Raw genomic sequence first — 19715 nt, 5'->3', positions numbered from 1 at the left:
CGTCGCTACCCGCCGACGTCGAAGCGCTGATGCGTGGGCTGCGGTTGCCGCACGCCCGCGCGATCGCCGCCGACGTGCTGGCCACTGCCCGAGCTCAACGCTGGGACCCCACCGAGGTGATCAAAGCGCTGCTGACCGAGGAGTCCGCCGGCCGGGCCCGGTCCATGCTGGCCGCCCGCCGCAAAGCCGCCGGCTTCCCGACCGGGAAGACATTCGACGTGTGGGACCCCAATGCGTCGTCGATCCCGTTACCGACCCAGCAGGCGCTACAGACCCTGGAGTGGGTGGGTCGTCGGGAGAACCTGGTGGTCTGCGGGCCCGCTGGCACCGGCAAGACGTTCTTCCTCGAAGCGTTGGGGCAGAAGGTCATCGAAGCCGGGATGCCGGTGGCGTGGTTCACCCTCGAGCAGATCGGGGTCCTGGTTCGGGCGCACCGCGCTGACGATTCGTTGGGCAAGGCCGTGGCCAAGATCGTGCGTGCCGAGCTCGTGGTGATTGACGACGTTGGACTGTTGCCCGTCGGTGCCGATGCCGCTGAAGGGCTCTACCGCATCGTCGAGGCCGCCTATGAACGGCGCTCGGTGGCGATCTCATCGAACCTGCACCCCAGTGGTTTCGATGAGCTGATGCCCAAGACGTTGGCGACTGCCACCGTGGACCGGCTGCTGCATCACGCGCACCTGTGCCAGACCAGCGGAGACTCCGTGCGGCTGGCCCAAGCCCTGCACGGGAAGGGAGTCAAACCCTTGAGCTGACAACGGCCTCAACCACCGGTGGCGGACACACCCTAATGGGCAGATTCGTGTCCGCCACTGGGCAGTTCTTATTGGCCACCTACGGGCAGTTCTCATGTCCGCCCACGGGCAGTTTCAGCTGTCCATTGACAACCGCCACCCGCTGTGCCATGCGGGCATCGTAGCCACGACTGCCGACCCGCCAGGGCGTAACGCCACGCGGCGGCTCCAGTTGCCCAGCCAGCCCCGCCGCGTCCGCCTGCGTGGCGCATGGGGGCCGGCACCCCCTCGGGGCGTGGGCCTGGCCTTACCTGGTCAGGTGTGTAGGCAGCCCTGCTCCTGACGGCAAGGGCAGGGCACCGGTGGGCCTACCCCCGCGCAGGGGTAGTGGGGGCGTGGGTGTGTTCGGTGCAGGGCACAGGCTCTCGCCCACCTCCTCGCCCTGGGCACAGGGGGTGGCTTGGGGGGTGACACCGGGCTAGGGGGCGGCCGCTCGCTCCCCGTACCCCAGGGGGAGCACCCCCTCCGGGGGCGTGTCCGATCGGTTGGTAATGCGTCTGCCCTCATGCGTGTGACGCATCGGCTCCGGTGATTTTCAACGACAAGCAAATCCGTCGCCAGACCGCAATCAGTGGATCTGGAAAAGAATCCGAGGCTCAAGGGACGCCACAACGGTCGCAGAAACCGAGCAAATACCCATCCCAAGGCCGGCCGCTACTGGCCTCAAAGCGGCGGGCCGGCGGGCCTGGGACCAGCTCAACGTCGAATGCGAATGTCGCTGCCGCCGCACGGTGGGTCCCATACAGAGCAGGCCCGAAATGGGGACTAACAACAAGTCCGCCGCCGCGATCAGCCCCGCCGGGCACCGCCGCCGGGGTCGACTTGTGGCGACCACGGAGCAGATAGAGGCCACCCTTGTCCAGCGGTTAGCCGCGAGGTGGAACCTGCTCCCTCCCAACGGGAATGACGATGCCGAATACCACCGCCTGAACGCGCTGTGGCGGCGCGAGACCGAGGTAGCCCTATGAAGCGAAAACTTGGCCTGAGGATGTAGTTATGTGCCCACGCTGAAGATGTCGATGGGTGCTTGTCCGGGAGCAAGCGTGACGATGGCGCGCTTAGTGCTCCTTCGTTGTCCGTAGCCGCGACGAGTGCGCTTACGTTTGCCGTAGCGGTTCGACGTGTTCACCGCAGCCACCTTGACCGAAAAGATGTTTTCGATCGCAATCTTGATCTGCGTCTTGTTCGAGTCAGGGCGCACGAGGAAGGTGTACACGTTGTCTTCGATCAAACTGTAGGACTTCTCCGAGATGACCGGCTCCAAGATGATGTCGCGTGGATCGACCACGTTGATTGCGGTCGGACCCTTGATTCCCGGTCCTCGACCGGGGGGTGTGCCGTACGGATCTTGGCCGGGCGGAGGGTCTTTCGGGTCTTTGGGCGACGGGAGCGGAGGCGGCGTCGGCCGCCTACGCCCCGGCTCCTTCGCCCTCGTCACCATTCCCCCACTGATTGAGTTGTCTTAGATCTGGACATTATTGAACAGGGCTCACCTGCGTCCAAACCAAGGCAATCCAGATTCCGAGTTGAATTGCACCCGCACCAATGGCTGAGAAGTAAATCCACCGAGCCCTTGTGAGAATCGGCGCGTTCTCCTTGACGTATCCGTCGTAATACCAAGCCAAGTCGTGAAGAAGATGGGCCTCGGTGTTGGTTGGGGAAACATCGCGGTGGATGCCGTCGAGAATGTCCCGGGCGCTCGATACGACCGTGAGCTCAGTTAACTTGGGATACAGCAGGATCAGGGTGAGAACGAGCGTCATCGCCATCGCCGCCGTGCCCGCAATGCACAGGGGCATGAACCAATGCCCGCGCGGGCTCGCCGTGGTCTCGGGTTTCAGGCTGGTACCGACGAGGAAAGCGGTCGCCGTTCCTACAAAGGCGAGGAACTGCACGAGCCGCTGCCGAATAGCTGACAGTTCGCTGGTCTGCTGCTCCAAGGTTCGTACGGACTCGTCGAACGCGACTTTGTAGAGCTTGGCGGACTCATCCGTAGCGGTCTGAGCCGCCCTGTTCTGCTGGGCCAGCATCGCGGCCTGTGCGCGTGTTACGCCCGCAGCTGGGCGACGAAGGCCGAAGAATCGGCCGATGGAACGGCGTTGTTCTGTGCTCGGATGAGGGACGATCCCTTGCGTCATCTGCGGCCTTGTTCTCGTGGGACGAATACTCTCGATCGTAGGTGCGCGACGTTGACGAGCTTCAAAAAACCGGCTTGATCAGGCATTACGTTCGCTCCGCCTCAAGAAAACATCCCCTTACTGTGCATGTTTGCCCGGCTGAGAGAGACAGTAACCAAATTGTGATGAAAACGCAGGATACGCGCTGGTAGGCCGCAATTCTTCTTTTTAAGAAAGCGGCCGCGATCGACCCGGTTGAAGGCGCGGTGCTACTGCTCCACAATCGAATACGCCATCGGGACCATCGCCGCCGCGGCCTTCGCGGCGATTCTCTACGCCGTCGTGACGGGCGACTCGATCGTCTCGGCCCTGACGAGCATCGTCACCCGGGCCCTCAACACCAAGACCTAGCTGGTGACGCCGGTGCGACCACTGTCGAGGCGGCGTTCGGCGTCGCGACACTGGTCACGGTGCTCGTGCTCTGCCTGGCCGGCATCACCGCGGTGTCGCTGGAAGTCCGCTGCATCGATGCCGCGCGCGAAGCGGCCCGGCTGGCGGCCCGCGGCGACGAGCGCTCGGCGGTCGCGGCCGCCCGCGCCGTCGCGCCCGCCGGTGCTGCGGTGCAAATCCGGCGCGACGGGGACTTCGTCGTCGCAACCGTGGCGGCGCGGCCGAATGTGCTTCGCGTGTTGCGTATTTCGGCGACCGGTGTGGCGGCGGTCGAGCCTCGGTGACGAGCGCGGGTCGGTGATGGTCGTCGCTGCGGCGATGGTCGTGGTGTTGCTGACCGTCACTGCGGGCAGCGCCTGGCTGGGTGCCGCGGTGGTGGCCCGGCACCGGGCTCAGGCCGCGGCCGATCTGGCCGCGCTGGCCGCCGCCGCGCGCATGCCGGCCGGGGTCGAGGCCGCGTGCGCGCGGGCCACCGCGGTGGCCCGGGCAATGCGTGTGAACAACAGCGGCTGTGTGGCCGACGACCTCGACGTCGTGGTCACGGTCGAGGTCAGCGTGACCGCGCGCTGGGGCAACGCGCGGGCCGCCGCCCGCGCCGGCCCGGTCTAACTCGGAAGTCCGGCCGCGGCGATCTCTGCCGGACTCGGCAGCCGCACCGACACCAGGCCGGCGTACGTCTCGTCGTCGAGTTCTATCCGGTTGACCGTCACATGGATCGGCACCCATCCGCCGTCGTTCGCCGGTAGCCGCAGCACCCCGCATGCGGCGCCGGTGGCGTCGAACTGCTCGCGCATGGCGGCTCGCTTGGCCTCGTCGTCGGGATGTATCCGCGGGCTGTCGGCGGCGATGCGCCGCCAGTCGTAGAAGGGACACGGAGCGTCGAGCCATTTCAGCAGCGTCCACGTGTGTGGTTCGAACAATGCCCGGTGCACTCCCGGCCGGGCTAGTCCGCGCAGGATCTGCTGGGCCAGCCGGTCCGATGGCCAGGATCGCTCAGCGGGTTCGGCGCGCCAGTTCATGCCCCGCGCGACCATGTGCTCGCGGCCGTCGGCGCCTTCCTCGAGCGCGTTGCGCACCACGAAACTCACGCGAATGGGGTTACCCTGCCAGTCCCGACCGTCCCAGGTGTCACACATGGTGTGACCCGGTTCGAACCGCACCGCCGCGGCCAGGGCCCGCCCCTCGTTGTGCTTGAGCTCACCCGACGGCCAACATTCGGCGAAGGCCCGTTCCTCGGGCTCCGCCATCTCGACGTTGCGGCCCATGTTGGTCAGCGACTCGGCGGTATCGGTGGCCACACCCAGTGTCATGTCCCATTTCAGCGGTCCCGGGATCGGTCGTTCGGGCGGGTCCTGGTCCGGCGGCCCGCTCCAGACGTGCACGCCGTGGACGCGGCCATCGGACATCAGCACCGGCTCGGTCCGGATCACTCGCGCCTTTTTGGGCGTGATGCTCACCAGACCTTTGCTGCTCTCCACCGACTCTGCGATCGCGGACTGGATAGCGGCGCGGCCCGCGGTGCCCTTCAAAAACCGCGTTACCGGGATGAGGTCCTGCCGGCGACGGCCCACGGCGACGACGGCAGGTTCCCTACCCAGCGTCTCCACCAGCAGCCAGTCGTCGGTCATAGGTCAGCAGTTTAGCGGCGAGACCTTCCATAACCCTTGCGTCACACCCGAATCCGCCCTGTGTTTCCCTGAGTCCAATCTGTGGGTCTTATTGACATGAGGGTCACAAACTTGCACAGGTCCTCGGATGGCGGGTATTTTTTGCATGCGCCAACAGCGGACGCTTTCGCGCTCTTCGCGTTCCGGCAGGCGCACCTTTCTTCAGAAGCGAGGAAAGCGTTTTCGGAGCAGCAGCTGCGAGAACGTCGCCATATGGACGTCGACCGTTCGAGGGGTCGGTCGTCATCCGTATGACATCTTTTCGCTCGTCAGCGCGCTGAGCACCAGACGCAGCACCCGCATCGCCCCGGCCTTGTCCAGCGGATCGTTTCCGTTGCCGCACTTCGGTGATTGCACGCACGACGGGCATCCGGCCGGGCACTCGCATGCCTCGATCGCCGCGAGAGTCGCATGTAGCCACGTCTTCGCCTGCCGGAAGCCCTGTTCGGCGAATCCGGCTCCGCCCGGAAAGCCGTCGTAGACGAATACGCTTGGCAGGCCGTCGGATTCGGGGCCGATCGCGGTGGACAATCCACCGATATCGCCACGGTCGCAGCTCGCCACCAGCGGCAGCAGGCCGATAGCGGCGTGTTCGGCGGCGTGCAGCGATCCCGGTATCTGTAGTGGCTCGATGCCGTTGTCATGCAGCGCCTCTGGCGTAATGGTATACATCACCGCGACCGTGTCGAGCTTGTGCGGTGGCATCGTCAGCTCGACGAAGTCGATCACCTCTCCGTTGAGCCGTCGGCGCAAATAGCCGACGATCTGATGAGTCACGCAGACCGGTACAAGTCCGAGAGTGACTGGGCCGAATGTGTGACGTTCGCCGGGGCCGGTCACCTCGATGTCGGTGAGTTCCCTTGCGAACGTGGCATATCCCGGGTCTTCGGCGTGCACGAACGCCATCCCGTCGTCGAGGTCCAACGAGTCGACTACGTAACTCTCGCCCTGGTGCAGGTAGACCGCCCCGGGATGCACCGATGCGGCGGCGCGACCGGCGTCGGCGGTGCCCAACAGTCGGCCGGTGTCGCTTTCGACGATCACCACCTGACCGCCCGTCGATCCCCGAATGTCCACCGCGGGATGAGGATCCACGCCTGGCGCGGGGTAGTACTTGCCGGCCCGCCGCCTCAGCAACCCGTCATCGACCAGAGCGCCGGCGACCTGCTCGGCGCCCAACACCCGCACCTCACCATCATCAAGGGGTAATTCGGTTGCCGCGCAAAGCAGTTGCGGGCCGAGAATGTAGGGATTGGACGGATCGATCACCACCCGCTCGATAGGCTTGTCCAACAGGGCGGCCGGGTTGTGCACCAGGTAGGTGTCCAGCGGGTCGTCGCGGGCGACGAGCACCACCAGCGCGCCTTGTCCGCGCCGCCCGGATCGCCCCGCCTGCTGCCAAAACGACGTCACCGTGCCCGGAAAGCCGGCCAGCACCACGGCATCCAATCCGGCGATGTCGATGCCGAGTTCGAGCGCGTTGGTGGTGGCCAGTCCGCGAAGCTGGCCGTCGAGCAGCGCGCGTTCCAGGGCGTTGCGGTCTTCGGGTAGGTAACCCGCCCGGTACGAGGCCACGGTCTCGGCCAGTTGCGGCGCAACGTCCTCCAGCCGCGCGCGTGTGGCCAGGGCGGTCAGCTCGGCGCCGCGACGCGACCGCACGAAGGTCAGCGTCCGTGCCCCTTCGGCGATCAGGTCGGCCATCACGCGCGCCGCCTCGCTGCCGGCGGACCGCCTTACCGGAGCGCCATTTTCACCCGTCAGGTCCGTGCGCAGCGCCGGCTCCCACAGCGCGACGGTCCGGGCGCCCTGCGGCGAGCCGTCTTCGGTGACTTCGGCGACCGGCTGGCCAATGAGTTCGGTTGCCGTCGCACCCGGAGCCGACGTCGTTGCGCTGGCGAAGATCACCGTCGGAAGCCGGGCGGGGTCGGCTGAGTAACGCGCGCACAGCCGCAGCAGCCGCCGCAGCACCATCGCCACGTTCGAACCGAAAACGCCTCGGTAGTAGTGACATTCGTCGACCACGACGAAGCGGAGGTTACGCAGGAACATCGCCCACCGGGCATGGTTGCGCAGCAGCGCAAGGTGGACCATGTCGGGGTTGGAGAACACCCACCGCGATCGCTCGCGCGCGAATCGGCGCACCTCGGTTGGGCTGTCGCCGTCGTAGGCGGTCGGCGCGACGTCGCCGAGTCGGGGGATGGCGGCGGTCAACGTGTGAGCGGCCCGTAGCTGGTCGTGGCCAAGCGCTTTCGTCGGGGATACGTACAGCGCGCGGGACCGCGGAGCAGTAGCCAAGACGTTGAGAATCGGAAGCTGGTAGGCCAGTGACTTCCCGGATGCCGTGCCAGTACTGATAACAACGTGATGGCCGTGGTGCGCCAGGTCGGCGGCCTGAACCTGGTGTGCCCACGGCAAACTGACACCGCGATCGGTGAACGCACGCAGCACGTCGGGCTCGACCCATGTCGGCCAAGGCCGTTGGCGACCGTGCCGTGCCGGCAGTTCGGCCACATGACGAAGCGGGTGTTCGTCCGCGTCGGTGCCGGCGATCGCGGCGGCGAGCAGCTCGCTGCCGAACGTCACCACGATTAAGTGCCTCCTGATCCGAACTGATCACCCAAAACCGCGACCGATTACCCCTTTGCGACCGGGGGTTTCGGCGCCGCCTTCCAATTGTTTACCTCGTGGTAGCTCAATTGCTCACCTGAGGCTGTTGCTGGGGCGACGAACATGGTTGACTGTTTGCGGTCGCAGCTTCTGTGTTCGTGTCACACTTTCGCAGGATCGACGTTGCGGCCGCGGTTCCTGCGTTGTAGGTCGGGTGAAGTTCCGGCGACTAAGCAAGGTCTAGCGGTCGGAACGGGCCCGGAGCATCGAGGTGATGCACCGCACCCGAGTAGTAAAGGAAAGATCGAGAAATGCCACAGGGAACTGTGAAGTGGTTCAACGCGGAAAAGGGATTCGGCTTCATCGCCCCCGAAGACGGTTCGGCCGACGTGTTCGTCCACTACACGGAGATCCAGGGAAGCGGCTTCCGCACCCTTGAGGAGAACCAGCGCGTCGAGTTCGAGGTCGGGCAGAGCCCCAAGGGCCCCCAGGCCACCGGCGTCCGCTCCATCTGAGCAGCCGTTAACGACAACCCCCCGCACGGTCCGGCACTACCGGATTCGCTCGGGGGGTTTTCGCTGCTCGCCCGACCCGTCAGCCGGGCGGTAATGGCTCGACTCGCCCCCTCGCCGCGCGCATCGTCGCTTGGTGGGCGCTTAATGTCGGTGTCGTGAGCCAGCTGTCGTTCTTCTCGGCTGAGTCGGTGCCCCCCGCGGTGTCCGACCTCACCGGGGTGCTCGCGGCGGCCGGCCAAATCGTGCCGGTCGGCGATGGTGCCAGGCTGTCGGTGGTCGTCGATCAGGCGTGGCGCGCGCGAGCGCTGGGTCAGATGATCGAGGAGGCCGGCCTGACCGCCGAGATCACCGAGACCGACGAAAACACCCCGCTGGTGCGCACCGACGTGGACGCCCGGCTGCGCCCGATGGCCGCCGAATGGACCCGCGGCGCGGTCAAGACCGTCCCGCCGTTGTGGTTGCCCGGGCCGCGTGAATTGCGTGCCTGGATCCTGGCCGCTGGTAGCCCGGAAGCCGACCGCTACGTACTCGGACTCGACCCGCACGCCCCGGACACCCATTCGCCGCTGGCGTCGGCCCTCATGCGCGTCGGGATTGCGCCGACGCTGATCGGCACCCGAGGGGCGCGGCCTGCGCTGCGAATCAGCGGTCGCCGTCGGCTATCGCGCCTGGTAGAGAACGTCGGGGAACCGCCCGAGGTCGCCGAGGCGTTGCCGTTTTGGCCGCGCGTCTAGCGGCAAGCGGTCGGCCTGCATACGGGGGGTCGGTTTGCGTCGGCCAATCTCGGGTGCCACATTGTCAGGTGTCTACCGGCCGAAAGGCACCGTAGATTGACGCTGGCAGACCGCGGATCGGCGATCCGCGGGGCCCGCAGGGGAGATAGAAGTAGTGAAAGCGAGCGTTAGTGGTGGCTGACAGCGGTGGGAATGGGGCCACCCGGCGACTTGTCATTGTCGAGTCGCCGACCAAAGCGCGCAAACTAGCCGGCTACCTGGGCTCTAACTACATCGTTGAGTCCTCCCGCGGGCACATCCGCGACCTGCCCCGGGCCGCCGCGGACGTGCCCGCGAAATACAAGTCGGAGCCGTGGGCCCGGCTCGGCGTCAACGTCGATCACGACTTCGAGCCCCTCTACATCATCAGCCCGGACAAGAAGAGCACGGTCACCGAGCTCAAAGGCCTGCTCAAGGATGTCGACGAGCTCTATCTGGCGACGGATGGTGACCGCGAGGGTGAAGCGATTGCCTGGCACTTGCTGGAGACCCTGAAGCCGCGGGTGCCGATCAAGCGGATGGTGTTCCACGAGATCACCGAGCAGGCGATCCTGGAAGCCGCCGCCAACCCGCGCGACCTGGACACCGACCTGGTGGACGCCCAGGAAACCCGCCGCATTCTGGACCGGCTTTACGGCTACGAAGTCAGCCCGGTGCTGTGGAAGAAAGTGGCGCCCAAGCTGTCCGCGGGCCGGGTCCAATCGGTGGCCACCCGCATCATCGTCCAGCGGGAGCGCGACCGGATGGCCTTCCGCAGCGCCGCGTACTGGGACGTGGTGGCCGAGCTGGACGCCAGCGTCTCCGACCCGAAGGCGCAGCCGCCGCGGTTCAACGCCCGGCTGACCACGGTCGACGGACTGCGGGTCGCGACCGGCCGTGACTTCGACTCGCTCGGCGCCGTTCGCAAACCCGACGAGGTGGTGGTGCTTGACGAGGCCAGCGCCGGATCGCTGGCCACCGGGCTGCGCGGCCAGCAGCTGACCGTCGGATCGGTCGAGGAAAAGCCCTACACCCGCCGCCCGTATCCGCCGTTCATGACGTCGACGCTGCAGCAGGAGGCGGGCCGCAAGCTGCGGTTCTCCGCCGAGCGCACGATGAGCATCGCCCAGCGGCTCTACGAGAACGGCTACATCACCTACATGCGTACCGACTCGACCACGCTGTCGCAGTCGGCGATCAACGCGGCCCGTACACAGGCCCGACAGCTCTATGGCGACGAGTACGTCTACCCCTCGGCGCGTCAGTACACCCGCAAGGTGAAAAACGCGCAGGAGGCCCACGAAGCCATCCGGCCGGCCGGGGAAACGTTCGCCACCCCCGACGCGGTACGCCGGGAGCTCGACGGCGACGACTTCCGGCTCTACGAGCTGATCTGGCAGCGCACGGTGGCCTCGCAGATGGCCGATGCCCGCGGCACCACGCTGAGCCTGCGGATCAACGGCGAGTCCAGTGGCCGTCAAGTCCAGTTCAGCGCCAGCGGCCGGACCATCACCTTCGCCGGATTCCTCAAGGCCTACGTCGAGACCGTGGACGAGCTGGCCGGAGGCGAAGCCGACGACGCCGAGAGCCGGCTGCCGCAGCTGACCCAGGGCCAGCGGGTCGATGCCACCGAGCTCACCCCGGACGGCCACTCGACGAACCCGCCGGCCCGCTACACGGAGGCCTCGCTGATCAAGGCCCTCGAAGAGCTTGGCATTGGCCGGCCGTCGACCTACTCCTCGATCATCAAGACCATCCAGGATCGCGGGTACGTCCACAAAAAGGGCAGCGCGCTGGTTCCGTCGTGGGTGGCGTTCGCCGTCATCGGTTTGCTGGAACAGCATTTCGGTCGCCTCGTCGACTACGGATTCACCGCGGCGATGGAAGACGAACTCGACGCTATTGCCTCGGGCACCGAGCGGCGCACCAATTGGCTGAACAATTTCTACTTCGGCGGCGACCACGGCGTGGACGACTCGATCGCTCGCTCGGGTGGCCTCAAGAAGCTGGTCGGCGTCAACCTCGAGGGCATCGACGCGCGAGAAGTCAACTCCATCAAGCTTTTCGACGACGCCGAGGGACGTACCGTCAACGTGCGCGTCGGCCGCAACGGCCCCTACCTCGAGCGGATGGTGGTCGGCGACGACGGCGAACTGACGCCGCAACGGGCCAACCTGCACGACTCGCTTACCCCGGACGAACTGACGCTCGAGGTCGCCGAGGAGTTGTTCGCGACGCCGCAGGAAGGTCGCTCGCTGGGCGTCGACCCGGAGACGGGGCACGAAATCGTCGCCAAGGACGGCCGTTACGGGCCCTACGTCACCGAGGTGCTGCCCGCTCCGGACGACGACGACGGCGCCGCGGGCCAGCCGGCGAAGAAAGGCAAGAAGCCGACCGGGCCTAAGCCGCGGACCGGGTCGTTGCTGCGCAGCATGGATCTGCAGACTGTGACGCTCGAGGACGCGCTCAAGCTGCTCTCACTGCCGCGGGTGGTGGGCAAGGACCCCGAGTCGGGTGAAGAGATCACCGCTCAGAACGGCCGATACGGCCCATATCTCAAGCGCGGCAACGACTCTCGTTCGCTGGCAACCGAGGACCAGATTTTCACCGTGACGCTCGAAGAGGCGCTGAAGCTCTACGCCGAACCGAAGCGACGCGGCCGCCAGGGTGCGGCGGCGCCGCCGCTGCGCGAACTGGGCACCGATCCGGCGTCGGGCAAGCCGATGGTGATCAAGGACGGCCGATTCGGGCCGTATGTCACCGACGGCGAGACCAACGCGAGCTTGCGCAAGGGTGACGACGTGCTATCGATCACCGATGCGCGTGCCTCGGAGTTGCTGGCCGATCGTCGTGCGCGCGGCCCGGTCAAGAAGGCGGCCAAGAAGTCGGCTGCGAAGAAGACCGCCAAGAAAGCGCCGGCCAAAAAAGCCGCCGTGAAGAAGGCCGTTAAGCGCAGCTAAAGCGTCTTTTTCACCCCGGTCCAGTAAGGCTGAGTGCGCAGAAGCGGCCGTTACCAAAATTTAATGGTGATTCTCAGCCACTTCTCAGATATAGTTACTCCCAACACGTCGTGCATTCGGCGTACGTCCAGACAGGGAGAATCATGCGAAGGGCCGTCCGATACTGCATCACCGCTGGTGTTGCGCTCGGCGGCGTCAGCATCCTGATCGCCGCCCCGTCGTCGCCGCCGCTGCGCGACGTCCAGGTGCCCGCGATGCAGCTCTCCAACAACTCCCACGAAAACCCGGACGTCAACAGCCCCTCCATCGCCGACCTGCTGCAGACCATGGGCGGCCCGGAAAGTCCGGTGGTGGTGCAGAACATCATCGAGTCCGACGCTGGCGTGCTGGAGGGCCGTCAGCCCAATAGCGTCCCGGGGCTCAGTGAACTGTTGAACCTGGGCAACGACCCGGTCGGCAGCCCCGACCCCCAGGGCAAGTCGTTCATCGACGTCGGGCCGCTGCTACCCAGCGATCTGACGCTGTCGCCCAACGGCCGCTAGCCGCTGGCTTCTTCGCTGACCACTTCTTCCGGCGCAGCCAGGTTGAGCGGTCGCGCCAACTGCGTCGGCGCGGTGCGGCCGCGCAACGCCACCACCTCGGCCACGTCCCAGCACAATGCCTCGGCGTCCAGCGCGCCGCTGACGGCGACCGCCGACGCGAGCACATGGCCGTCTTCCAGCTTCGCCAACTCGGTCAGCCGCGCGGCCTCGTTGACCGGGTCACCGATCACCGTGTACTCGAAGCGGGCCAACGCGCCGATGTGACCGGCGATCGCCCGGCCGGACGAGACTCCGATGCCGAATTCCGCCGAACCGAGCACCGGCAGCAGCTCGTCGTGGAGTTCACGGGCCGCGGCCAGCGCGCCACCGGACGCATCAGGGTGCTCGATCGGCGCCCCGAAGATCGCCAACGCGGCGTCACCCTGAAACTTGTTGACGAACCCGCCGTGCCGGCCGACGGTGTCGACCACGACTCGGAAGAAGTCGTTGAGCAGGTTGACCACCTCGGCCGGCGGCCGGGTCGAGGCCAACTGCGTCGAACCGACCAGGTCGACGAACAACACCGCGACGTCGCGCTCCTGGCCGCCCAATTCGGTGCCCCGCTCGATCGCACGCCGGGCGACGTCCTCGCCGACGTAGCGGCCGAACAGGTCGCGAAGGCGTTGCCGCTCGGACAGGTCGCGGACCATGTCGTTGAAGCCGGCCTGCAGCAGGCCCAGCTCGCTGGCGTCGTAGATCTGCATGTGCGCGTTGTAGTTGCCGCGCTGCACCTCGCCGAGCGCCCAGCGCAGTTGGCGCAGCGGGTCGGCGATCGACATGGCCACCAGCAGTGTGCTGGCAAACCCGATGCCCAGCGCCAACAGCGCCAGCAGCAGGATCGGGTTCAACAGCTTCTCCGGCGGTCCGTGCAGGTAGGCGGCCTTGTCGCCGACCACGGCCAGCACGATGGCCAGCAACGGCACGCCGGTCGACAGCGCCCAGGCCAGCATCTGGCGTCCGATCACGCCGGACGCGCGGATGGTTTCGGGCAGGCCGCCGCGCAGGGCGGCTACCGCCACCGGGCGTAGCACCCGTTCGGACTGCAGGTAACCGATGATCGCGGTCGCTGTGGCACCCAAGGCGACGGCGATGGCGACGACCGGTGCCGCGTGCTTGGCGACCGGCCAGCTAGCCGCCAGGAAGATCACGCCGCCGATCAGCCAGGACGCCAGGTTGATGACCGTGCGGTGAAACGGTGTCCGCAACGCCCGGCTGCGGGCCAGTTCGGTGGCGGCCGGGTCGGGGTCGGCGAGCAGACTGTCGCGGCGTTGCCACCGGAAGACCGGTATCAGCAGCCGGGCGCTGATCGCCGTCCCGAGGGCGAACAGCACCGCGATCGACGCGACGAACGTGGTCAGGTTGACGACGGGCAGCTTCTGCAGCTCGATGCGATCTTCCGGCGGCAGCCCGTAGCGCAGGAAGCCCAGCACGAACAGCGCGCCGATGATGTCGGCCTGCAACTGGCTCAGTGTGAACACCGGCCAGGGTGTACGCACAAACCACTGGACGAATCCTTGGATCCGTCCGGGGAATGCGCCGGCCATGCTCACCTGACCACCGTATCGGTCGTCGGGGACCTAAAAGTAGCCAAAACGGCAGTAGGCGGTGCCTGGCCGGGCCGGAGAGTCGGTCGCGACCACTACTGTTGCCGGTGATGTCACGGGTATTCACGCGTCTGGTCGGGCAGGAATCGGTGGAGGCCGATCTGGTGGCGGCGGCGGCCGCGGCCCGCGGTGACTCGACTCACAGCGCCGCCATGACGCATGCCTGGCTCATCACCGGACCACCGGGCTCGGGGCGCTCGGTGGCCGCGCTGTGCTTCGCCGCGGCGCTGCAATGCACATCCGAGGGGCTGCCCGGCTGCGGCGAATGCCGGTCTTGCACCACGACCATGGCCGGCACGCACGGCGACGTCCGCCGCGTCATCCCGGAGGGGTTGTCCATCGGCGTCGACGAGATGCGCGCGATCGTCCAGGTCGCCTCGCGGCGGCCCAGCACCGGCCGCTGGCAGATCGTGCTCATCGAGGACGCCGACCGGCTGACCGAGGGCGCGGCGAACGCATTGCTGAAGGTGGTCGAGGAGCCGCCGCCGTCCACGGTGTTCCTGCTGTGCGCGCCGTCGGTGGATCCGGAGGACATCGCGATCACACTGCGGTCCCGTTGTCGGCACATCGCGCTGGTCACGCCGCAACCGGACGCGATCGCGCAGGTCCTGATCGACAGCGACGGCCTGTCGGCCGATACCGCGCGGTGGGCGGCGTCGGTCAGCGGCGGCCATGTTGGGCGGGCCCGCCGGCTGGCCACCGATCCGGAGGCGCGCGAGCGGCGGTTGCAGGCCCTGGGCCTGGCGCGCGACGCCGCGACGCGGTCCAGGGCATTTGCGGCGGCCGAGGCGCTGGTGTCGTCCGCCGAGGCGGAGGCGGCCGTGCTGACCGCCGACCGGGACGAGGCGGAGACCGAGGAACTGCGGACGGCACTGGGCGCCGGCGGTACCGGCAAAGGTGCGGCCGGCGCGTTGCGCGGCTCCGCCGGCGCGCTGAAAGACCTTGAGCGACGGCAGAAGTCGCGGCAGACCCGCGCGTCGCGAGACGCGCTTGACCGCGCACTGATCGACCTGGCGACCTACTTCCGGGATGCGCTGCTGGTCGCCGCCAAGGCGCCGGGCCCACGCGCCAACCATCCCGACATGGCCGAGCAGATCGCGTCGATGGCGGCCCACGTCCCGGCTGATCGGCTGCTGCGTTGCATCGAGGCGGTGCTCGAGTGTCGCGAGGCCCTGTCGATCAACGTCAAGCCCAAGTTCGCCGTCGACGCGATGGTCGCCACGATCGGTCAAGCACTGCGCGAGTAGTCGGCCGTTTTGGGCGCTCACGAGGCCCTGCCGTAGACTCGTCCCGCCCGACAGGGCACGCCACCTTAGCTCAGTCGGTAGAGCGGCTCACTCGTAATGAGCAGGTCAGGAGTTCGATTCTCCTAGGTGGCTCCAATTTTTCGTCGAGCCTGCGGCCAGCTGCGGTGTGGTGCCCGAGCCTGCGGCCAGCCGCGGCGTCAGCGCGGCAGCACGTATCCCACCGGCCCCGCCGCGATGCACACGCTCAGCGCTGCCGTGTTGGCCTGCACCCGGATCGCGTTGCCGGCGCCGGGCAGGCGCACGAAGACGCGATTGAGCCCGGGATGTACCGGTACCCGGGTCGCGGTCCCGTCCGACAGCGCGACGGCCATCGAGCCGTCGCTGTTGGCCAGGTAATTGAGCTCGGCGGTCCAATCCGTCGGCAGCAGCGGACCGTCGAGACCGATCTCGATCGGATGGTCGGGCTGCACCAGATAGCCACACTGCGGTACCGGGCCGGGCTTCATCGCTCGCACCCAGGTCACCTGCGCGTCCACCAGGTGCCCGTTGCGGTCCAGCGTCCTCAATTGCGTTGTCGTCGAGCTGAATTCGGGGCGATCGCGGATAAGCGCGAAAATGTGGCCGGCCAGATTTTGCGGCCATGCCACCCGGCCGAGGACCAGCGGGTCGACTTCCTGGTCCAGTAACGGAGTGCTCGAACGGTCATGTGCGGCAGCCAGATCCTGGCGGGCGTTCTGGATATAGGGCTGTGCGGGATTGTCCCGCCACGACGTCAGAAATGTTGCCGTCGAGTAGCAACTGCTCACGACGAATGCCGCCGCCAGTGTGGCCGTGACCGCCGTGCGCGGCGCGGACGCATCCAGCCAGTGTGACGACGGTCGGTTGGGTGCGCAGAAGGCGACCGCCGCGAGCAGTGCCAGCACCACCACGAGATCCGGTAGATACCGCAGGGTTTGGGCCAACTCCAGCGCGGTGAAACGCGACGAGCGCATCAAATAGATCGGTACCTGGCACGCAACGACGTAGCCGGCGGCGGTCAGCCACACCGGCGCCAAGCGCTGCTTACGCATCAGTGACAGTGCCAGCACTGCGGCGAGCACCAGCCAGCCCAACCCCATCACCGACGCCGGCGGAGTGGCCCAGGGTGAGGCCGGCGCCCATCTGCCCCACGCCCAGGGTCCCCCGGCCAGCCCCGCGACGATGCCGTGAGTAACGGACCGGCACAACAGATCCCAGGTCATCACCAGATCCGAACTCCACCGCCGCTGGTTGACCACCACCAGGTAGACCCCGATCCAGGCGGCCGTCACCGCCAGCGACACCGTCCACAATCGGCGGCCGCCGTGCCACGCCGCGATCAGTGGCGACCGCACGCCCTGCACGTGACACAACAGGGCGGCGACGGCGAACGCGACGAACGGAATCACCGCGGCCTTCTCGAAAAACAGCAGCGCGCCGACGTATGCCAGCGTTCCGGTGAACGCGTAGCGCTGGTTTCCGGTGCGGATGAGCAATATCGCGTCGGCGCAGACCCAGGACAGCGCGGTCAGCATCGGCAGCGAATTCAGTGCCGCCGCCCACCACGCGAAACCAGGTATGCCCAGGGGAGTGAACAGCGCGAATGTCAACGGCACCAACAGCACCGGTCGCCAGCCCAGAATGACATGTAGCGCCCGCATCAGCGCGAGCGAAGCAAGCAGCTGCAGCACGACCAGGCTGATCGCCGGCCCGACCCAGTTCAGCGGCGCCAGCCGGGTAATGGCCCCCGAGACGAGGAACGCAGCCGGCATCACGTGGCCGTCGTGGTCGTCGAAGAGAAACTCCTGCGACAGCAGGCCGTGCGTGCCGGCCCGGCTGACCAGAATGAAGTCGTCCCAGTAGAAGTAGCCGCGGAAGGCCAGCACCGTGCGGATCACCAGCTGAAGTGCGACCAGCACCAAGGCGGCCAACGCCACCGTCGGCACCCGGCCGGCCCGTCGGTATGGTGAGCCGGTGCGCGCACTGGTCACCGGGGCTGCCGGGTTCATCGGGTCGACGCTAGTCGACCGGTTACTCAGCGACGGCCACACCGTCGCCGGCCTGGACAACTTCGCGTCCGGGCGGGCCACCAACCTCGAGCACTTGGTCGACGTCGCCGAATTCACCTTCGTCGAGGCCGACATCGTGACGGCCGACCTGACGCGCATCTTCGGCGAGCACCGGCCCGAGGTGGTGTTCCACCTGGCCGCCCAGATCGACGTGCGCCACTCGGTGGCCGACCCGCAATTCGATGCCTCGGTGAACGTCATCGGGACCGTGCGGATCGCCGACGCCGCGCGCCAGGCCGGCGTCCGCAAGGTCGTCCACACCTCGTCCGGTGGATCGATCTACGGAACGCCGCCGACCTATCCGACCAGCGAGGCCGTGCCCACCGATCCTGCGTCGCCGTATGCCGCGGGCAAGGTCGCGGGCGAGATCTACCTCAACACCTTCCGGCATCTCTACGGCATGGAGTGCTCACACATCGCTCCGGCCAATGTGTATGGGCCCCGCCAAGACCCGCACGGCGAGGCCGGCGTGGTCGCGATCTTCGCGCAGGCTCTGCTGTCCGGCAAACCCACCAAGGTTTTCGGCGACGGATCCAACACCCGCGACTACGTTTTCGTCGACGACGTCGTGGACGCCTTCGTCAAGGCCGCGGGGCCAGCGGGCGGCGGCCAGCGTTTCAACGTCGGCACCGGCGTCGAAACCTCCGATCGGCAACTGCATTCGGCGGTCGCCGCGGCGGTGGGTGCCCCCGACGACCCGGAGTTCCATCCGCCGCGGCTCGGCGACTTGAAGCGGTCCTGCCTCGACATCGGTTTGGCCGCAGAGGTTTTGGGTTGGCGGCCGCAGGTGGAACTCGACGAGGGCGTGGCACGCACCGTGGAGTACTTCAGGCAGAACTCATAGGCTGAAAACGGTCTCGAACAGTTCCAGCCACGGCTGATCGGCGAACGACGCCAGGCCCTCGGCGGGTGTGAGCCCGGCGGAGGCGTCGAGGCTGGCGTAGATGAAGGACAGATCCATGTCGCCGAACGGTGTGGAGAAGATGTCGGTGATCAGGTTGTCGCCGTCGGCACCCATGCCGGGGAGATCGGTGTAGAGATTCTCGAAGCCGAAACCGTATGAGGTGTAGTCGATCACGGAGCCGATCGGCAGCTCCGAGTTCATCGAATCGGTGACGAGCAGTGTCTCGGTGTAGAAGCTGTACAACATCGGCTGCACGGTGGTGACGTCGGCGCCGAAGATCGCGGTGGGGGACTCGGCGCCGTTCTCGTAGAGCGCGAACAGCCCGTCGCCCTGGATCGAGACATTGCCCGGCGGCAGACCGTTGATGCCGGTGAAGACGAAGTCGGAGTCGGGGGCCGCGGTGATCACGTTGTCGCCGAGTTCAATCGGCCGCAGGAACGAGCCGTCGTCCAGGCCGGCAGACGCGTTGAACCACCCGAAAATCAATGAAAGGTCTAGTGATTGGCCAGTGTTGGTGTCGATCAGGATGTCGGTGACTTTGTCGAAGCCGTTTTCCTGGGGGATCGACGAATACACATTCGACAGGTTCATGAAGTCGACGGTGTTGTAGATCGACCCGACCGGCAGCGAGTCCGCGGTGCCGGTCTCCTCGGTGACCAGCAGAGCCTCGGTGTGGAAACCGATTCCGTCGGTGGTGGTGGTCTGGACCGCATTGAAGGTCGCATCGGGGTCGTCGCCGAACTGGAACGCCTCGTAGCCCTGCAGAGCGATGGTGAGCGGTGGCAGCCCGTTGACGCCGGTGATGACGGGGTCGCTGATCGCAGTGATCTCGTCGGGCAGCACCGACGGCACGTTCGCCGCGTCGAAGCCGAGTGAGTTGACGAGTTGGGAGAAGTCGATGTCGCCGAACGGGGTTCGCAGGATGTCGGTCACGGTGGTGCCGTCGGCGGTGTACAAGTTGCTGAAGAAGCCACCGAAGCTGTGGGTCAGCGCTATCACGGTGCCCTCGGTCGGGGCGATCCCGGTCGGGTCCTCGTAACCCGGCACGTCCGAGCTGACGTACAGCGTCTCGCTGCTGACGATGGCTTGATCCGCGGTCCCGACGCGGAAGGCAAGATACGGCACGGTCGAGATGTAGGCGGAAAACCGGCCGACCGGATCGTCGGAGTCGTCACCCAGGACGTCGAACAACCCATAGCCCTGCAGGCTTTCGTTGACGCCGGGTGGAGCGGTGGTGACGTTGTACAGGCCAGTAACGGTCTCCGGTCCGACGGGGTCAATGGTGTACGCCGCGACGTCGAACGGGTCGGCGACCGCGACCGTCGCGGGCAGGGCAGCGGCCCCGACGATCCCCCCGACGGCAGCCGCTGCGGCGCAGATGACGCGAGCACGATGCACTGGAGTTCCCCCAACTCTCGACGGCCTGACCA

General features: G+C 66.9%; 17 protein-coding genes and 1 tRNA gene. 11 read left to right on the top strand and 7 right to left on the bottom strand.

Annotated features, from left to right (window positions below; genetic code table 11):
* Positions 1 to 29 precede the first annotated feature (29 nt).
* On the top strand, positions 30 to 755 hold the full coding sequence (locus MKK62_RS06280; RefSeq protein ID WP_240263800.1) for an ATP-binding protein: 726 nt from the start codon (positions 30 to 32) through the stop codon (positions 753 to 755).
* Positions 756 to 1788: 1033 nt separating this feature from the next.
* On the opposite strand, the gene rplW is transcribed toward MKK62_RS06280, so the two are convergent.
* Together rplW and MKK62_RS06270 are read right to left on the bottom strand one after the other, a co-directional pair.
* Positions 1789 to 2088 carry a 50S ribosomal protein L23 gene (gene rplW / locus MKK62_RS06275; protein ID WP_240263801.1) on the bottom strand — a complete coding sequence of 100 codons (300 nt, stop codon included), beginning with the start codon at positions 2086 to 2088 and terminating at the stop codon, positions 1789 to 1791.
* 181 nt (positions 2089 to 2269) lie between these two features.
* Positions 2270 to 2932, bottom strand: a complete 663-nt coding sequence (locus MKK62_RS06270) for a hypothetical protein (protein ID WP_240261864.1) — start codon at positions 2930 to 2932, stop codon at positions 2270 to 2272.
* Positions 2933 to 3166: 234 nt separating this feature from the next.
* Between MKK62_RS06270 and MKK62_RS06265 the strand changes: the two genes are divergently transcribed.
* From MKK62_RS06265 to MKK62_RS06255, 3 genes are read left to right on the top strand one after another with little or no spacing between them, the layout of a single operon-like run.
* Positions 3167 to 3322 carry a DUF4244 domain-containing protein gene (locus MKK62_RS06265; protein ID WP_240261865.1) on the top strand — a complete coding sequence of 52 codons (156 nt, stop codon included), beginning with the start codon at positions 3167 to 3169 and terminating at the stop codon, positions 3320 to 3322.
* Between the two features lie 50 nt (positions 3323 to 3372).
* On the top strand, positions 3373 to 3645 hold the full coding sequence (locus MKK62_RS06260; RefSeq protein WP_240263802.1) for a TadE family type IV pilus minor pilin: 273 nt from the start codon (positions 3373 to 3375) through the stop codon (positions 3643 to 3645).
* Between the two features lie 16 nt (positions 3646 to 3661).
* Entirely contained in the window at positions 3662 to 3970 is a 309-nt protein-coding gene (locus MKK62_RS06255; protein WP_240263803.1) for an Rv3654c family TadE-like protein, read from the top strand.
* Here the strand turns inward: MKK62_RS06255 and MKK62_RS06250 are convergent.
* Positions 3967 to 4989 carry a PAS domain-containing protein gene (locus MKK62_RS06250; RefSeq protein WP_240261866.1) on the bottom strand — a complete coding sequence of 341 codons (1023 nt, stop codon included), beginning with the start codon at positions 4987 to 4989 and terminating at the stop codon, positions 3967 to 3969. The two genes, MKK62_RS06255 and MKK62_RS06250, sit on opposite strands and share 4 nt — an antisense overlap.
* 282 nt (positions 4990 to 5271) lie before the next feature.
* On the bottom strand, positions 5272 to 7614 hold the full coding sequence (locus MKK62_RS06245; RefSeq protein WP_240261867.1) for a DEAD/DEAH box helicase: 2343 nt from the start codon (positions 7612 to 7614) through the stop codon (positions 5272 to 5274).
* Between the two features lie 332 nt (positions 7615 to 7946).
* On the opposite strand from MKK62_RS06245, the gene MKK62_RS06240 reads away from it, so the two are divergent.
* From MKK62_RS06240 to MKK62_RS06225, 4 genes are all read left to right on the top strand, one after another.
* Positions 7947 to 8150, top strand: a complete 204-nt coding sequence (locus MKK62_RS06240; protein WP_003925183.1) for a cold-shock protein — start codon at positions 7947 to 7949, stop codon at positions 8148 to 8150.
* 155 nt (positions 8151 to 8305) lie between these two features.
* Positions 8306 to 8884: a hypothetical protein gene (locus tag MKK62_RS06235; RefSeq protein ID WP_240261868.1), complete on the top strand. Its 579-nt coding sequence runs from the start codon at positions 8306 to 8308 to the stop codon at positions 8882 to 8884.
* Between the two features lie 173 nt (positions 8885 to 9057).
* The gene (gene topA / locus MKK62_RS06230) at positions 9058 to 11862 is read left to right on the top strand and encodes a type I DNA topoisomerase (protein ID WP_240261869.1); all 2805 of its coding nucleotides are present in this window, start codon (positions 9058 to 9060) and stop codon (positions 11860 to 11862) included.
* Between the two features lie 143 nt (positions 11863 to 12005).
* A complete protein-coding gene (locus MKK62_RS06225) occupies positions 12006 to 12404 on the top strand; it encodes a hypothetical protein (protein WP_240261870.1) in 399 nt (132 codons plus the stop codon).
* On the opposite strand, the gene MKK62_RS06220 is transcribed toward MKK62_RS06225, so the two are convergent.
* Positions 12401 to 13987 carry an adenylate/guanylate cyclase domain-containing protein gene (locus tag MKK62_RS06220; RefSeq protein WP_240263804.1) on the bottom strand — a complete coding sequence of 529 codons (1587 nt, stop codon included), beginning with the start codon at positions 13985 to 13987 and terminating at the stop codon, positions 12401 to 12403. The two genes, MKK62_RS06225 and MKK62_RS06220, sit on opposite strands and share 4 nt — an antisense overlap.
* Before the next feature lie 110 nt (positions 13988 to 14097).
* Between MKK62_RS06220 and MKK62_RS06215 the strand changes: the two genes are divergently transcribed.
* The gene (locus tag MKK62_RS06215; RefSeq protein WP_240261871.1) at positions 14098 to 15294 is read left to right on the top strand and encodes a DNA polymerase III subunit delta'; all 1197 of its coding nucleotides are present in this window, start codon (positions 14098 to 14100) and stop codon (positions 15292 to 15294) included.
* A 59-nt stretch (positions 15295 to 15353) separates the two neighbouring features.
* Positions 15354 to 15429: transfer RNA gene (locus MKK62_RS06210), tRNA-Thr, on the top strand.
* A 62-nt stretch (positions 15430 to 15491) separates the two neighbouring features.
* Here the strand turns inward: MKK62_RS06210 and MKK62_RS06205 are convergent.
* Positions 15492 to 17321: a hypothetical protein gene (locus tag MKK62_RS06205; protein ID WP_240261872.1), complete on the bottom strand. Its 1830-nt coding sequence runs from the start codon at positions 17319 to 17321 to the stop codon at positions 15492 to 15494.
* Between MKK62_RS06205 and MKK62_RS06200 the strand changes: the two genes are divergently transcribed.
* Positions 17287 to 18225 (top strand): NAD-dependent epimerase/dehydratase family protein, encoded by a 939-nt coding sequence (locus MKK62_RS06200; RefSeq protein WP_240261873.1) that lies wholly within the window; start codon positions 17287 to 17289, stop codon positions 18223 to 18225. The two genes, MKK62_RS06205 and MKK62_RS06200, sit on opposite strands and share 35 nt — an antisense overlap.
* Here MKK62_RS06200 and MKK62_RS06195 read toward each other — a convergent pair.
* Complete coding sequence (locus MKK62_RS06195) at positions 18220 to 19683, bottom strand: hypothetical protein (RefSeq protein ID WP_240261874.1); 1464 nt, start codon at positions 19681 to 19683, stop codon at positions 18220 to 18222. The two genes, MKK62_RS06200 and MKK62_RS06195, sit on opposite strands and share 6 nt — an antisense overlap.
* Positions 19684 to 19715 lie beyond the last annotated feature (32 nt).

It is taken from the genome of Mycobacterium paraterrae, assembly GCF_022430545.2.
GTDB classification, from domain to species: domain Bacteria; phylum Actinomycetota; class Actinomycetes; order Mycobacteriales; family Mycobacteriaceae; genus Mycobacterium; species Mycobacterium paraterrae.
This window is presented reverse-complemented; position numbering and strand designations above follow the sequence as displayed.

What these genes read in the sequence shown, in the direction of transcription:
- MKK62_RS06280 (WP_240263800.1), top strand. Translation starts at nt 30, where the DNA reads ATGCGTGGGCTGCGGTTGCCGCACGCCCGCGCGATCGCCGCCGACGTG.
- MKK62_RS06270 (WP_240261864.1), bottom strand. Translation starts at nt 2,932, where the DNA reads ATGACGCAAGGGATCGTCCCTCATCCGAGCACAGAACAACGCCGTTCC.
- MKK62_RS06255 (WP_240263803.1), top strand. Translation starts at nt 3,662, where the DNA reads ATGGTCGTCGCTGCGGCGATGGTCGTGGTGTTGCTGACCGTCACTGCG.
- MKK62_RS06250 (WP_240261866.1), bottom strand. Translation starts at nt 4,989, where the DNA reads ATGACCGACGACTGGCTGCTGGTGGAGACGCTGGGTAGGGAACCTGCC.
- MKK62_RS06240 (WP_003925183.1), top strand. Translation starts at nt 7,947, where the DNA reads ATGCCACAGGGAACTGTGAAGTGGTTCAACGCGGAAAAGGGATTCGGC.
- MKK62_RS06225 (WP_240261870.1), top strand. Translation starts at nt 12,006, where the DNA reads ATGCGAAGGGCCGTCCGATACTGCATCACCGCTGGTGTTGCGCTCGGC.
- MKK62_RS06220 (WP_240263804.1), bottom strand. Translation starts at nt 13,987, where the DNA reads ATGGCCGGCGCATTCCCCGGACGGATCCAAGGATTCGTCCAGTGGTTT.
- MKK62_RS06215 (WP_240261871.1), top strand. Translation starts at nt 14,098, where the DNA reads ATGTCACGGGTATTCACGCGTCTGGTCGGGCAGGAATCGGTGGAGGCC.
- MKK62_RS06205 (WP_240261872.1), bottom strand. Translation starts at nt 17,321, where the DNA reads ATGAACCCGGCAGCCCCGGTGACCAGTGCGCGCACCGGCTCACCATAC.